Here is a 15782-nt window from a genome sequence, read left to right as displayed (position 1 = left end):
TTGCGAGGTTTTTTGCTTGTTTAGTTTTAAAATTTTGTATAATATTACCAACGAGAAAGAACAGATATTCTTTTGTTGCAAGATCAAGCTTGTCGATATCTTCAATACCCTTGCTGTCACACGAATCATTCGTGTGGAACTTATACTATCAAATCAATATCTATCGTGTGTGATGTCGATATAGTAATTCAGAATAACAAAGAGCATCTGTTAAAATATAAGATCATAAAAAACAAAAATTTTTAGGAATTCAATCTGATGATCTATAGTTTTAAACTAAACCACACGAAGGGATTCGTTCTGTACAAGGGGAAGCTCTTGAAAATGAAGGTAATGTAGTAACGACTATTGATCATTTTCATAAATCTGGACTACGTATATATTCCAAATTCAGGAGGAACGGCATATAAATATGATAATGTTAAATATGAAAAAATTGAAAACTACTAGATTAATAATTATTATATTTTTTTTTGTTTCTTGTTCAACTCAGGTTAAGCAGAATAGAGAGACAGAAATCTTTTCATTAATTAATAATTACAAATTTGAATTTATTAGTATGACAGGAACCTCCCCTTTTGCTGTTGTAGTAAATAAACAAAATTCAAATATTAAAATAATGGATATTTCTAAAAACTCAGCTTTAGAATATTTAAATAATGGTAAATTTAAAAAAAAGGTAGGATTATACTCTAATATTTTATGTTTTTACGATAAAAATGTGTTAACTAGCAAGTCTCTGTTTAAAAACATTCCTAAAAAAATAAAAGATGAAACTAAAAAAAGAGCAATACTTTCTTTCGACAATAAAAAACTTGAAATACAACGAGATTTTATAGAATGGCAACCAGAATTAGAAATTATTTACGATAAAGATTTAAATAAAAAAAATATAAATAGAAATCCTGACTTATCAAATTTAGAATCTGAAATACTAAAATAAACAAAACTGCCCCGCTACCAAACGATTGCATCGTGTGGCAGACAGATAAAAACCTCGCAAAATGCGAGGTTTTTTGCTTGTTTAGTTTTAAAATTTTGTATAATATTACCAACGAGAAAGAACAGATATTCTTTTGTTGCAAGATCAAGCTTGTCGATATCTTCAATACCCTTGCTGTCACACGAATCATTCGTGTGGAACTTATACTATCAAATCAATATCTATCGTGTGTGATGTTGATATAGTAATTCAGAATAATAAAGAGCTTCTGTTAAAATATAAGAAAACAAAAATTTTTAGGAATTCAATCTGATAGTTTGATCTATAGTTTTAAACTAAACCACACTAAAGGATTCGTGCGGTAGCCGGGGAGTCGGCCAAGTTAGAGGAACAAATTTAAAAGTTAATTTTAATAGTTCAGGTCAGGCAACTACTCAATGGTATTATGGAGGGGTTGGCAATATTTAAAGAAAGATCAAAAACCCACTAATCTCCCATCTGGAAACTTTAAAGCTTATCCTTAAAAATTTCACTCATGAATAAAAAAATAATCTTAGGAATATCTTTTCTGCTACTAACGCTCTTAATTTTTTATTTTGTTAATAAAGAAAAGAAAGTAGAAACTGAATTTACAGGTGAGTATAATTATAAAGTTTTTAATGATTCTCTTTTTAAAAATTCATATTTTAATGAGAGTTTTGGATATGTAATATCTGATTATGATTTAAAAAATATTGGTATTAGTTTTTTATCAAATAATAAACTTAACGCAAAAGATGAATACATTTTCGTTATCAACCATCCAATTAAAAAAGTTGTAGAATATGATGATGGGATTGATTATGTAAAAAAGATCTCAATAAAAGTTGAACTTGATTCGACAAAGAATACAAACAAAATATATGTTTATCGTTTAAAGAATCAAAATAAATATAGACTTATATTACCATAGTCTTCCTCCTCGCTAGCGTGAGCGTCTCCCCTTGCTGTCGCACGAATTATTCGTGTGGAACTTATACTATCAAATGAATATCTATCGTGTGTGATGTTGATATAGTAATTCAGAATAATAAAGAGCTTCTGTTAAAATATAAGATCATAAAAAACAAAAATTTTTAGGAATTCAATCTGATGGTTTGATCTATAGTTAAATTAAACCACACGAAAGGATTCGTGCGGTAGCGGGGTTCAATATGATACAACAATAATTTACGATAGTTCTAAGATAATTAAAGCTTATGAAGGGAAATATAAAAAAGACTAAAATATTAATTATTCTATTTTTCACGCTTAATTTTAATTGCTCAGATGCCCAAGCTAAAGAGGAAAAATCTTTATATACTTATCTAGATAAATGGAAAAAGGATGAAGGAAATTTTAAATTTATTCAGATAAATTTAATAGTAGATTGTAAAAATGAATTGTTATTTACAGCAAGTAAAAAAGATTTAATTTATTATGACGAAAAAAAGATTCAGAGATATAAAACATATAATTATAAAGGAATGTTGATAATTTATGAAATTGATGAAAAAAATATTAATAAGAAGAATATATGTTTTTTTGACAGATATTTAAAGCCTGTAAGTTATGATGTCACAATATTACCAAAAGGTAACCAAAGCCTTATTAATGGTTATGCCTTATATTTCAAGAATAATAAGTTGATTACTGATAAAGAAAAGATTCATTATTTTATGGAAAATAATTGTAAAAATTCAGATTAATAATTTTATATATAAATCCCGCTGCTGTCGCACGAATCATTGTGTAGAACTTATACTATCAAATCAATATCTATCATGTGTGATGTTGATATAGTAATTCAGAATAATAAAGAGTTTCTGTTAAAAATATAAGATCATAAAAACAAAAATTTTTAGGAATTCAGTCTGATGGTTTAATCTATAGTTAAATTAAACCACACGAAAGGATTCGTGCGGTAGCGGGAAAAAAACTTGATATAAAAGGCATATCCAAACAATTAAGTAATGGAGTGAAAAACTCAACAAATAAAGCCGTTGAAAATACTGTAAACGCAACATCTAAAAATAATGTAGATAAATTAAAAGATAAGACAAATGAATAAAAAAAGAATACTTTTAGTCTTGATACTACTATTTATTATTTTTCTTAATAGAAATGTATTAATATATAGACCTTTATTGTCTGTTCTTCCAACAAAAACAACATCTGGCTTAGTTATTAAAGAGAAAGATGCTTTAAGGAGAGGCTTTATAATAGGAGCATTTAACTACTATTATAAATTTTCAGTAAATGGTAAAGACTATTCTAATCCGAGTTATGATGAACAATATAAATTTGGTGATACTATTTCGGTAGAATACAATGAAACTTTTCCTTTTATAAATAGAATAAAAAATCAGAAATAAAAATCAGATTGAGTCGTCCTAAAATAGATTGACATAAAATTAGACAATATTTAATCCGGAGAAGTATTTATTTCTTCGGATTTTTTATGCACTTTATCTGGCGTTTGCATATTAAGACTTAAATGTGGTCTTTTAGTATTGTAGATATCAATACTTTCTTTTCCCCGCTGCGCAAACTCTTCCGACTTTGCGCGGATAATAACAAAACCCATCGCAATGCGGTGGGTTTTATGTTTTTATAAAGCAGAAGCATTTTTTTAGCAAAAAAATCCCCCTACCTCACAATTGCATCGTGTGGCAGCTCCCTTGCTGTCGCACAAATCATTGTGTGGAACTTGTACTGTCAAATCAATATCTATCATGTGTGATGTTGATATAGTAGCTTATGTTAAAAATATAAGATCATAAAAACAAAAATTTTTAGGAATTCAATCTGATGGTTTGATCTATAGTTAAATTAAACCACACGAAAGGATTCGTGCGGTAGCGGGGGTTTGGCAATATTTAAAGAAAGATCAAAAACCCACTGACCTTCTTAGCTAATATTTTAAACTGGCAGTAACAATTCCTTATCCTGTAACAAAATAAAGCTTTAAAACACTAATTTTGCCAGATACTAACAATTCCATGAAATTAAAATTAACTTTAATAGCAACATTGCTCTTTCAGTCTGCTTTTGCTCAAAAAAACTGTAATGAACTTTATGCCCAGAAATTCACAAGGCAGCAGCTGGAACAGGACATAGATTTTATGAAGGAGAAAATAATAAATGCCCATGTAAATCCCTATACTGAAATCTCAAAATCAGAATTTGAAAAGAAATATATAGATATTCGTAAGTCTCTGAAAAACGGGATGACACAGAGGGAATTTTATTATCTCGCAAAACCTTTGATTGTTACATTGAATGACGAGCATAGCTCAATGTCTGATTTCTGCGTTACCGACAGTATAAAAAAAAGCATGAAAGTATTGCCGTTAAAATTCAAATATGAAAATGACAAAATGATTCTTACAGAGAATTACTCAGACAGTACACTGAATATTGGTGACGAATTGATTTCGCTGAATAATATACCTGTCAATGAAGTGCTGGAAACCTGTGCCCAAACCATTCCCGGTGCTAAAGAAGAGCGGATTTCCGTGGCTGCTGATAAGTTTTGGATTATGATCAATAAGTACTGTTATTTCATTACGGATGATTACAACCTGAACTTTAAAAGCGGACTGCAAAAGACGGTTAAAAGTATTTCTCTGGAACAGTTAAAAGCCAATGCTTCAAAAAGCCAGCCCGTAAAGAATGATAATTTTAAACCTGTTGATTATAAAAAAGTAAATGAATATGCTTATCTGACGGTTAATACTTTTGATGACAGAGGGACATTCACGCTGGAAGAGTGGAAGACTAAATTTGACAGCATATTTACTCAGGTCAAAAAAGATAATATCAATAAGCTGGTTGTTGATGTGCATAACAATTCAGGAGGGAATTCAGCAGTTGGAAATTTACTGATCAGCTATTTTTCAGACAAGCCTTATCATACCTATCAGGGAAGATGGAAAAAAAGTAAAGAATATGCTGATTATTTAAAAGCGAACAATAAAGAATCCCCTGAATATAACAGGATAAAAGACGGTGGTTATTATCCGATCCTCTCCCTTACTGTAGCTGCTGGTAATAATCCGTTGCGATTCAATGGAAAAACATATGTGATCGTGGGGAAAAATACTTTTTCCAGTGCGATGATGTTCAGTGTGATGGTCCTCGATAACAAACTGGCAGAAGTTGTAGGGGAAATGCCTGAAAAAGGACATCCTAATCATTTTGGAGAACTGATTCGATTTCAGACGCCTAATACCAAACTGGATTTCCTGTTTGGTGTAAAAGAATGGGTAAGACCTGCAGGAAATATACAACCTAACAGGCTTGTTCCTACAAAAATTATCAACTTAAAAGATAAAACAGAAACACAGATTGTAGATCAGCTTTAATATAATAAAATATGATGACCGAATTTTCCGGATACGAAAAAATGCCTGATTCATTGAAGAAAATCGGGCTTAATGAAAGTGATTTATCAAAAATGGATAAGCTGAAATGGGTGGTAACTGAAAAAATACATGGCGCCAATTTTAGTTTCAGCTATGAAAATAATACTCTTAAATATGCCAAAAGAAGAGAGTACCTTGACTGGAAAGATGACTTCTTTGGTTTTCAGCTTGTTGTCAGTAAATTGGAGAACAGCATGCTGGCATTGTTTGAGTATCTTGGTGCTGCAGTGCCGGGTATCAGATATATTGTTTATGGTGAATTATTCGGTGGACATTATCCACATCCGGAGATTTCTGCTGTCGAAAATGTAAAGGCTATACAGACAGGAGTTTATTATACGCCCGATATTCGTTTTTATGCTTTTGACTTGGCTATTGTTGATGAGAATGGGTTGAAATACTATCTGGATTATGAAACTGCAGTTTCATATTTTGAACAATTCGGAATACCCTATGTGAAGCCATTGTTTATTGGAAAATTTAATGAAGCTTTGAATTTCAATATCAGAATAGATTCTCCTGTTCCTAAAGAGCTTGGGCTGCCTGAATTGAAGCAAAATCTTATTGAAGGAGTTGTGATCAAACCATTCGATTTAAAAGATAAAGAGCTATTGTCTGACCGTCCGGTGATCAAGTTGAAAAATCCTGAGTTTGATGAAGAAGAGAAGTTTCATAAAGCTGAAAAATGGTCATTCGTTCCGGATATCTATTCAAAGACAGAAAGTCTTTCTTTTATAATAGAGGAACTGAGAACTTATGTAACGAAGAATCGTCTGGAAAGTGTGATATCAAAAGTTGGCGCACTTGATAAAAGCAATCCGGTCCGCCTCAGCGAAATTAAAAATGAATTTTTACAGGATATTCTTACAGATTTTAATGAAAATAACAGTAATCTGCTGGAAGATCTGGTTACTGATGATAAAGAATGGATCATAGAACGGATGAAACCTGAAATACAAAAAATGATAGCCTTATCATAAAAAACAGCAGGAATATTATCCTGCTGTTTTATTTATAATGATTTTAATGCTGTTATCTTTCAATCATGATGTTTTTAACAAGCGTCTGATCACCCACTTTTAAAACTCCTATATACACTCCGTTTGGAAGATGGGAAACATCAATCTTTCTTTCATTATTTACCTTAAGCATCGTTCTGCCGATTGAATTACTGATTTCAAAACTGAAATTGGTTTCCCTGGAATCCGGTAATTCAATATTGAGAATATTTTGAGCAGGATTAGGATAGATTTTTGCTGTTTCTAGTGCATTTTTTGACGCTGCTTTGCTCATTGTCGTTGAAGCTGCTGCAAAATGCTGCAATGCGCCTACGGTAGCTTTTCCGATATTGTATACGTATACAGGATCCATATTGGTGAATGTATCTTTAGAACTATGAGGATAACTGCTTCTTATCCTTTCAAAAAAACCGGTAATTACTTCACCTTTTTGCTCAAATGGGATATAATCCGTGTCAGCAGCAGGATCCACAGCAGTCTGAAGTGGAGAATAGAGTGCCGTGCAGTTTCTCAGCTGTTGGGTTACCGCCGCAGAAGCCGCATTGTTGCTGGAAAGCCCGCCCTGATCTTCATCACAGTATACTGTGTTATTGTTGTTGCCTTTTACACCGCCTACCTGATCGAGATTGAAAACCAGTTTTATGTCTAATTTACGGACTCCTCCCTGATAAACTACATTATTAACATAATGGCTGCTCCCTTTCAGTCCTTGTTCCTCGCCGGAAAAGTGAATGAATTTGATGGAATATTCTGTAGAAACATTTTTCAGGATCCTTGCTGCTTCAAGAATGATGGATGTTCCACTGCCATTATCATTAACTCCGGGGCCATAAATCGTATCAAAATGTCCGCAGATAATCACATATTTATTAGGATAAAGGGTCCCTGTTTTGGTTATGATTAAATTCTTAGAACTTGTACTTCCAAAAGTAAAGGGGCTTTCCTCTATCTGACTGGCATTATAGCCATAGGAGAGATATTTGTTTTTGATCCAGGTAAGGGTATTGGCATTAGCCGTTGAACCAGTAGTTTTAACACCCAGATTGGCAAATTCCTGAAGGTTGGAAGTAATGTTTGCCTGGGTAACCATATCAGCCCTGTCTTTATAGGCCTGGATAAAACTTTGAGCTCCAATGCTTTGCATGATCAATGCAGTACACAAAAATGTTGTGATTTTTTTCATATGTATTATATTGTTTTGGTAATACGAATGTAGTAAATAAATCACAATAAAGTGTTTAATGCGTTAAAATATAATGAGATTTATTATGAATATCATATTAAAAAGAGGTGTAATGAATATATGCCTAATGATAATCTGATGCTGAGGAAAAATAAAAACCCCTGAAGCAATTCAGAGGTTTAGATTGTTTATTGTGACAAAAATTATCTTTCGATCATCACTTTTCTTACGGCCTTTTGGTCGCCGATTTTTAAAATCCCTATATAAGCACCATTTTCCAGCCCGGAAACATTAATTTTTGTTTCATTAGTTCTCTTGAAAATAGACCGACCCTGAAAATCAGTAAGTTCAAAAGTGAAATTTTTAGTTCCGGGATCCGGCAGATCAATATTGATAAAATCCTTTACTGGATTGGGATAAATTTTTACGGTTTCCAGCGTGTTTTTTACGGCTAGCTCATGGGTTCCTAGTGTACCTGTAGCAACAGCAAAATGTTGTAATGCACCAACAGATGCTTTGCCTATATTGTAAATGTAAACAGGATCAGTATTGGCAAAAGTATCATTAACGGTATGCGGATAGGTACTCCTGATTCTTTCAAAGAAACCAGTGATCACTTCACCTTTCTGTTCAAACGGGATGTAATCTGTATCGGCAGCGGGATCCACAGCTGTCAGAAGAGGAGAGTAGAGTGCTGTACAGTTTCTCAATTCCTGGGTTACAGTCGCGGAAGCAGCATTATTTGATGTAAGTCCTCCAAGGTCCTGATCACAGTAAACCGTATTGTTGCTATTTCCCATCACACCTCCCACCTGATCCAGATTAAAAACCAGCTTTATATCCAAAACACGATTGCTGCCCTGATAGGCTACCGTATTCGCATAATGGCTGCTGCCTAAAAGTCCTTGCTCTTCCCCTGAAAAATGAATGAATTTGACAGAGTATTCCGTAGGAACATCTTTCAGAATTCTTGCAGCCTCAAGAATAATAGAAGTTCCGCTGCCATTATCATTGACTCCCAAGCCGGTTATGCTGTCAAAATGCCCGCAGATAATAACATATTTATTGGGATAAACTGTTCCGGTTTTTGTAATCACTAGATTTTTAGAAGTATAACTTCCTGCAGTGAAGGGATCTTCAACAATCTGAGTGACTGTATACCCGTAAGAAAGATACTTATTCTTAAGCCAGGTCAGTGCATTGGCATTAGCTGTTGATCCTGTGGTTTTTACCCCCAGATTAGCAAATTCCTGAAGGTAAGTTGTAATGTTGGTCTGAGTTACCATATTCGCTCTGTCCTGATAAGCCTGAATGAAGCTTTGGGCTTCAATACTTTGGATGGCGATAGAAGCGAGTAGAAAAGTGGAGATTTTCTTCATTGTATGAGGTAATGCCGGATACTCAGTGAAATATCTATTCAACCCTGTTCCGGCTTGAAATTATTTATTGATAATTATTTTTTTTGTAGTATTTCCTTTATCAGTCTTAATGGTAAACGTATAGACTCCGTTTTTCAATCCCGAGGTATTAATCTTTTCCTGGTTTTCAAGATTGAGAACAGTGTTTCCTGCCATATCATTCACTTCAACTTTGAATTGCTTTACTTTTTGCTCAAATTCAAGGGTTACCAGATCTTTAGCGGGATTAGGATAAATTCTAATGCCTTCCCCTGATTTCTGTACAGAAGTCTCGTTGGCACTCAGTAGATTATTGGTTGTTGTGGCAACGGCAAAATGTTGTAATGCTCCCACAGCTGCTTTTCCCACATTGAAAACATACACGGGGTCAAGATTGGCAAAAGTATCGTTTACGGTATGTTCGTTTTCACTTCTGAGATATTCGTAAAATCCTGTAATCGTATATCCTTTGGCTTCAAAAGGCATATAGTCGGAACTGTAGGCATAGGAAAGATTGGTCTGAAGAGGAGAGTAGAGACCTGTACAGGTCATCAGTTCCTGTGTTGCGATATCCGATGCTGCATTATTGGAGGAGACTCCTCCAGTATCTCTTTCACAGGTAATCGTATTGTTATTATTTCCTATAAGTCCGCCTACCTGGTCAATGTTCAGAACAAGTTTTATATCCAGGACCTGATTACCTCCCTGGTAAGCAATATTATTGACATAGTGATTGCTTCCTACCAGACCTTGTTCTTCCCCTGAAAAATGGATAAATTTGATAGAGTATTCCGTAGGAACATCCTTCAGTATTCTTGCCGCTTCCAGGATAATAGAAGTTCCGCTTCCATTGTCACTTACCCCTGGACCTACGATGGTATCATAATGCCCGCAGATAATAACATATTTGTTGGGATATACGGTTCCGGTTTTTGTAATGATTAAGTTTTTTGATGTATTACCTCCATATGTGAAAGCGTCCTCAGAAAGGTCACTGGCAGCATACCCATAAGACAGATATTTATTTTTCAGCCAGTTCAAAGCATTGTTATTAGCAACCGTGCCTGTTTTTTTGATCCCAAAGGCTGCGAACTCCTGAAGATTGGTGTTGATATTGGTTTGGGTAACCATGTCGGCCCTGTTTTTATAGGCCTGAATAAAATTCTGTGCATCCACATTTTGTAGTGCTATGGAAGTCAGCAAAACCGCTGCAACTTTTTTCATTTTGATACTTTCTTTATAGATTGCTAATATAATAATAAATCATCATTTATTATTGTTTTTCAGGTCTATTCGTAGGTGTTTAGGTGATTTTTTGATAATAATATAACTTTTTATATCATTTGCGATTATGATAGATTATTTTTATCCTAGATTAGGATACGTATTTATTTTATTCTTTAGTATTGAGTGTTTTTAAGTTGAATATTTACTATTTCATTGCCAGGATTGTATGGATAATGGTATCGATTCTTCAAATTATGCTTAGTTTGAATGAAATGGAAAATTAGGATCAGTCTCAAAAGCTGGGGGAAATATTGTTTAAACTAACGCAAAGTTTTTAGCCTCTTATCTCATATTTTCAAGGGAGCAAAGATGGAATCAATTTCATTGATTCTTTCTAAGCTAATATCCATAAGCTCCTTCAGCCACAAAGTCGCACTTCTTAGCTTTCTAAAATAAAACATTTGAACCATTTTTCTTTGCGATTAAAAAATGACCTGTCAGTTCAATAAAAAGTATAGATTTTGTACTAGTCCCTAACTTTTGCGCTTGATCCGAAAATTAATGTTTAAAAAAAGGGTATACAAAAAAATCCCGGGAAAACCCGGGATCTATATTGATAACAAAATCTATTCTACATTATTTTACTTGATCTACAACAGCTTTGAAAGCTTCAGGGTGATTCATTGCTAAATCTGCTAAAACTTTTCTGTTAAGTTCGATGTTGTTCTTTTTAAGAGCTCCCATAAATTGAGAGTAAGACATTCCGTGCTCTCTTGTTCCCGCGTTGATACGAGTGATCCAAAGTGCTCTGAAATTTCTCTTTTTCTCTTTTCTACCACGGTAAGCATATTGCATTGCTTTTTCTACCGCGTTTTTAGCTACAGTCCAAACGTTCTTTCTTCTTCCGAAATAACCTTTAGCGTGCTTAAAAATTTTCTTTCTGCGAGCTCTTGAAGCTACGGCATTTACTGATCTTGGCATAATTTAAATTGTTTTTTTGAAAAGGGCGGTAACAGATATGTTACACTTGTTAGCACCGTTTCAGGGTTAAAATTGTGAATTTGTTTTGAATTCTTATAAACCGAAATATAGATTTATAAAAACTACTTAATTGCTAATTGACGTTGAACGCTTTTCTCATCCACTTTAGCTACGTAAGAAGTAGTAGTAAGATTTCTCTTCTGCTTTGTTTCTTTCTTAGTTAAGATGTGGCTTTTGTAAGCGTTTTTTCTTTTGATCTTACCTGTTCCGGTAAGAGCAAAACGTTTCTTAGCACCTGATTTCGTTTTTAATTTTGGCATTGTTTTGCTTTTTTATTGTTTTTGTTATCAATATCTGTTTATGGTTTCCTAAAGACATTAGGAATAATAGTTGGCAAAATTACGAAAAAAAACTGATATGTGAAAGGATTTTTTAATGCCATAAATAGATAATCCATCATCACTATAATAAATAATAGACAAACCTGTATTAACAGATTTGTCTATTGTTTTTAATATAAGTTTTTCTTTGAATTTTAATGAGGTTTGATCCTGCTATGATTTGAAAAACTCAAGCAGGTCTTTATTGATGGTTTCGGCCTCTGTTGTTGGCATACCGTGAGGAAAGCCAGGATAAGAAATCAGCTTTCCATTTTTAAGCAGGGTAGCAGCTACTTTACCTGTTGTTTCAAAAGGTACGATCTGATCATCTTCACCATGCATTACCAAGACAGGTACGTCTACACTTTTAAGATCTTCTGTGAAATCTGTTTCAGAGAATGCTTTTACACAGTCATAATGAGCTTTGATAGAACCACTCATACCTTGTCTCCACCAGTTTCTCTGAATACCTTCAGAAACTTTGGCGCCTTCTCTGTTGTATCCGTAAAAAGGGAAGGTAATATCAATAAAGAATTGTTGTCTGTGTTTCGCTGTATTATTTCGGATATCATCAAAAACAGAGATAGGAACTCCATTCGGATTGTTCTCATTCTGCACCATAATAGGAGTTACTGCACTTACCAGAACAGCTTTTGAAACTTTCCCTTTACCATGTTTGGCTACATATCGGATCACTTCACCACCTCCTGTAGAATGCCCTACATGAATCACATCTTTTAAGTCCAGCGCTTCAACAATTTCTGCCACATCAGAAGCATAAGTATCCATATCATGTCCATAAGGAGTCTGTTCAGACCTTCCATGTCCTCTTCTGTCATGAGCAATTACCCTGTATCCCTGTTCTAAAAAAAAGAACATCTGCGCATCCCAGTCATCACTTGATAATGGCCATCCATGATGGAAAAAAACCGGCTGTCCTTTACCCCAGTCTTTGTAATAAATTTCTGTTCCGTCTTTTAATGTAAGTGTACTCATTGTTTCTTTTTTTAATGATTAATAAATAGTATATCTGGCTTTTTATATTCACAAATGTAGATAGAAAATCTTCACAATATGTTGATCTAAGATAATAATTGATGGGGAATTTCTGGATAATAATATATAAATAATTCTTTAAATGTAATTGAACTGCAAATTTTTATATGGAAAATGCGATTTTATCAAATATAGCTGATAACCGGGATTGCAATTTTTTTTCATTCTCTTTAATATTGCTGACTAATACACGAAGACACAAAATTCAGTTATGCTTGATGATGTAGATAAGTTTCTTTTCTCCAGCCTTCCGTCTTCTGATTTTTTTTATCTATAACCTTATAACACCAGTTATGCTTTCATCTGCAGATTTACACCTTGAAAGGGCATTATTTCTTGCTGTTCTGATTTTGTTTTTCGGAACAGGATTTTTATGCACACTCATTGCTCTTATTATCAATTCTATAAGAAAGAAAAATAAAAGTGGACGTTATTATATTCTCTTATTTCTCATTTCCGGAGCTATTGGAGTTGCCTCAGCTGCATTTTATTTTTATGTGATATTATTCGAACAGGTTGGAAACGATGTGTTTTAAGAGGTTTTCCGGAAGATGAGAATGATTAAAAACCCCTGTTATCAGGGATATTTTTATGCAATCTCTATTGTTATATTTGAGCCAAGAATTTATTAAAGATAAAGCGGTTAAAAATTTATGATTCTGATTATAATTATTGACTGTCATTCCCTTAGATATAAATATTAATTTATAACTTTTATAGCTTTCTTTTTCACAATCAATTCAATGATAAATTCTTATTTCGAATAAACACAACTTAAAAGTATGGGTAAAAACAACAGCCAAATAAAATTGAGTGAAAAAGAAGCTGTAATCGTTAATCTCGCTTTCCGAATCAGGAAAACAGACTGAAAACCGATTATCGGGGATTTACTTATATTTACGGTCTTTACGATAACAGAATTTAATAAAGATAAGGATTTGATGCACAGGCTATTATTTATACTTGCTTTAATTGTTAGTCCGTTTTTTGTCTATGCACAGGATGTTTTAAGCAAATTAGAAAAGGAATATGACCATGCGTCAAATAATACAGCAGAGCAGCTTAACCTGGCTCCTAAATATGCAAGTGCCTTATTTTTTCATAATCTCAAGCCTAAATCTTATCAGATTTTAGATACCAATATTTCCATCGCCAAAAAACAGTCTGATGGAAAATACGCCACAATTTTGTACGCAGTACAGGCTATGAATTACCGTCTGGATAATAAAACAGCAGAGTCTTTGAAAAGTCTTGAGATGGCAAAAGTGTACAGTTTAAAAACAAATAGTAACGAAATTAAAGGTTACTTTCATTACGCAAAAGGCTGGATTCTGGAACGGAACAATAAAATAACAGAAGCCGTTGCCGCCTATTTAAAAGCGATTGATTATTATGAAAACTCGCCAACGACCTCTACGCTGTATGCAAGATTTGGCAATGCTGCTAAAGAGTTGTCTGCTATTTATGCTAACCTCAATGAATATCAGCTTGAAGAGAAATACAGCAAACAGTTTCTGCTGCTGGCATCCAAACAAAATGATCCCAACCTTATCTTCGATGCATATATGAGAATGGGCTATGTCTACGAGCAAAAATACACTCAGGATCCATCTAATACGGAGTTTAGAAATAAGACAGAGCAGTATTATCTGCAGGCTATTACAACATTCAATAAGAACAAAAATCTGATGCTCAACAGGAGCAATCTATCATATGCTGCTATCAATTTAGCTAATTTGTATACTGGTTTTGACAGCCATAAGGCGATGAAATATGCCCAGTTGGCCAATAATGTGAGCCTGGAAACCGGTGATGCCATTCATATTGCTTCTTCATTTGGGATATTGGCTGAATTGGCCATACAGGATAAAGATTATGATTTAGCCAAGTCTTATTTTCTGAAAGCCTCCATGGAAATTGGTAAGAGCCCGGTCAGAGATCATAAGATAGAATTGGCGATTCTTGAATCTTTATCCAGAATTAGTGAGGAACAAGGGAATTACAAAGAAGCACTCACATATTATAAAAGTTATGTTGATCAGTATAAAAGCGTTTATGATCAGGAAAAACTGGATATTACCAAAAGATTGGAATCTCAGTTTGATAAAGAAAGACAGGAGCAGAAGTATATTAAGCTTCAGCTGGAAAGTGATAAAAAAGCTCAGGAAATCAAGTTGATTAACATCGTCCGGGCACAGCGTGAACAGGTGTACAACAATTTAAAACTGGTAGAAGAAAATCAGCGCGAAAGGTTGAAGTTCTCAGAACTTGAATCAGAAAAAAAAGAACAGCAGCTCCGTCTGGCAAAGTTGGAAACCCAACAGAAAAATAATGATATTAACAACTACAAAAAGCTGTTGGCCTTCAAAGAGAAGATCAATACCTATTACGTCTTTTTTATTATTTTCTTTATCGTTTTAATCTTGTTACTGCTTTATGCCTATAAACAACGTGCCAAGTCCATTAAGCGAAGAGATGAATTACATACCTTAGCGATGGAACAGGAGAAACAAAATTCAAAAATTTCAACACTTACCGCATTGCTTGAAGGGCAGGAACAGGAACGTGGCCGGCTGGCCCGTGATCTTCATGACGGATTGGGCGGACTGCTCTCCGGAACCAAACTTCAGCTCTCTTATTTAAATCCCTATCAATCTGAACATATAGAGGAAGGGATTTCAAAATCAATTGAACAGATCGACGGAGCTGTTGAAGAATTAAGACGGGTCGCACACAATTTAATGCCTGATTTATTAACAAAATACGGTCTGGAAGTGGCCATTCAGGAATTTGCTTCCCGAATTTCCAATAATGCTTTGGAAATCCACACAGAATTTATCAATTACAGCAGCTCCCTATCGAAGGAGAAGGAGCTGATTATTTACAGAATCATTCAGGAATTGGTCAACAATGCCATAAAACATGCTGATACTTCTGAAATTATTATTCAGATAAGTGAAGAGGAAAACCAATTGAATCTTACAGTAGAAGATAACGGTAAAGGTTTTGACCTTGCAGACTTAGACGTAAAGAAAACAGCAGGTTTTCATAATATAGAATTAAGGGTCCAGTTTTTAAAAGGAACAATGAATATTACCTCCGAATTGAATATTGGCACCAGCATAGAACTTCAAATTCCCATTCATTAAAA

At 33.9% G+C, this 15782-nt stretch carries 14 protein-coding genes; 8 read left to right on the top strand and 6 right to left on the bottom strand.

What is annotated here, in order from left to right; genetic code table 11:
* The first annotated feature begins 427 nt into the window (after window positions 1–427).
* The 6 genes from CRS_RS20595 to CRS_RS20565 all read left to right on the top strand — a co-directional run bounded on the left by CRS_RS20595 (window position 428) and on the right by CRS_RS20565 (window position 6368).
* On the top strand, window positions 428–943 hold the full coding sequence (locus CRS_RS20595; RefSeq protein ID WP_142725831.1) for a hypothetical protein: 516 nt from the start codon (window positions 428–430) through the stop codon (window positions 941–943).
* Window positions 944–1478: 535 nt separating this feature from the next.
* Window positions 1479–1895: a hypothetical protein gene (locus tag CRS_RS20590; protein ID WP_142725830.1), complete on the top strand. Its 417-nt coding sequence runs from the start codon at window positions 1479–1481 to the stop codon at window positions 1893–1895.
* Between the two features lie 286 nt (window positions 1896–2181).
* Window positions 2182–2670 carry a hypothetical protein gene (locus CRS_RS20585; protein ID WP_142725829.1) on the top strand — a complete coding sequence of 163 codons (489 nt, stop codon included), beginning with the start codon at window positions 2182–2184 and terminating at the stop codon, window positions 2668–2670.
* Window positions 2671–3024: 354 nt separating this feature from the next.
* The gene (locus CRS_RS20580) at window positions 3025–3336 is read left to right on the top strand and encodes a hypothetical protein (protein WP_142725828.1); all 312 of its coding nucleotides are present in this window, start codon (window positions 3025–3027) and stop codon (window positions 3334–3336) included.
* Window positions 3337–3963: 627 nt separating this feature from the next.
* On the top strand, window positions 3964–5328 hold the full coding sequence (locus CRS_RS20570) for a S41 family peptidase (protein ID WP_142725827.1): 1365 nt from the start codon (window positions 3964–3966) through the stop codon (window positions 5326–5328).
* Window positions 5329–5339: 11 nt separating this feature from the next.
* Entirely contained in the window at window positions 5340–6368 is a 1029-nt protein-coding gene (locus tag CRS_RS20565; protein WP_142725826.1) for an RNA ligase family protein, read from the top strand.
* A 52-nt stretch (window positions 6369–6420) separates the two neighbouring features.
* Here CRS_RS20565 and CRS_RS20560 read toward each other — a convergent pair whose 3' ends face one another.
* The 6 genes from CRS_RS20560 to CRS_RS20535 form a co-directional block, all read right to left on the bottom strand.
* Window positions 6421–7590 (bottom strand): M28 family peptidase, encoded by a 1170-nt coding sequence (locus tag CRS_RS20560; RefSeq protein ID WP_142725825.1) that lies wholly within the window; start codon window positions 7588–7590, stop codon window positions 6421–6423.
* Between the two features lie 203 nt (window positions 7591–7793).
* Window positions 7794–8969 carry a M28 family peptidase gene (locus CRS_RS20555; protein WP_142725824.1) on the bottom strand — a complete coding sequence of 392 codons (1176 nt, stop codon included), beginning with the start codon at window positions 8967–8969 and terminating at the stop codon, window positions 7794–7796.
* A 60-nt stretch (window positions 8970–9029) separates the two neighbouring features.
* Complete coding sequence (locus tag CRS_RS20550) at window positions 9030–10211, bottom strand: M28 family peptidase (RefSeq protein WP_142725823.1); 1182 nt, start codon at window positions 10209–10211, stop codon at window positions 9030–9032.
* A gap of 639 nt (window positions 10212–10850) precedes the next feature.
* Window positions 10851–11195: a 50S ribosomal protein L20 gene (gene rplT / locus CRS_RS20545; protein ID WP_002979659.1), complete on the bottom strand. Its 345-nt coding sequence runs from the start codon at window positions 11193–11195 to the stop codon at window positions 10851–10853.
* Window positions 11196–11317: 122 nt separating this feature from the next.
* Window positions 11318–11515, bottom strand: a complete 198-nt coding sequence (gene rpmI, locus CRS_RS20540; RefSeq protein WP_034676300.1) for a 50S ribosomal protein L35 — start codon at window positions 11513–11515, stop codon at window positions 11318–11320.
* A gap of 234 nt (window positions 11516–11749) precedes the next feature.
* On the bottom strand, window positions 11750–12571 hold the full coding sequence (locus CRS_RS20535) for an alpha/beta fold hydrolase (RefSeq protein ID WP_142725822.1): 822 nt from the start codon (window positions 12569–12571) through the stop codon (window positions 11750–11752).
* 353 nt (window positions 12572–12924) lie between these two features.
* Here CRS_RS20535 and CRS_RS20530 point away from each other — a divergent pair, with 353 nt between their 5' ends.
* Both CRS_RS20530 and CRS_RS20525 read left to right on the top strand, forming a co-directional pair.
* Entirely contained in the window at window positions 12925–13167 is a 243-nt protein-coding gene (locus CRS_RS20530) for a hypothetical protein (RefSeq protein ID WP_142725821.1), read from the top strand.
* Between the two features lie 405 nt (window positions 13168–13572).
* Window positions 13573–15780 carry an ATP-binding protein gene (locus tag CRS_RS20525; RefSeq protein WP_142725820.1) on the top strand — a complete coding sequence of 736 codons (2208 nt, stop codon included), beginning with the start codon at window positions 13573–13575 and terminating at the stop codon, window positions 15778–15780.
* Window positions 15781–15782 lie beyond the last annotated feature (2 nt).

Source organism: Chryseobacterium sp. ON_d1, from assembly GCF_006829085.1.
Lineage (GTDB): Bacteria > Bacteroidota > Bacteroidia > Flavobacteriales > Weeksellaceae > Chryseobacterium.
The sequence above is the reverse complement of the archived record's forward strand: the minus strand, read 5'-3'. Positions and strand labels throughout refer to the sequence as shown.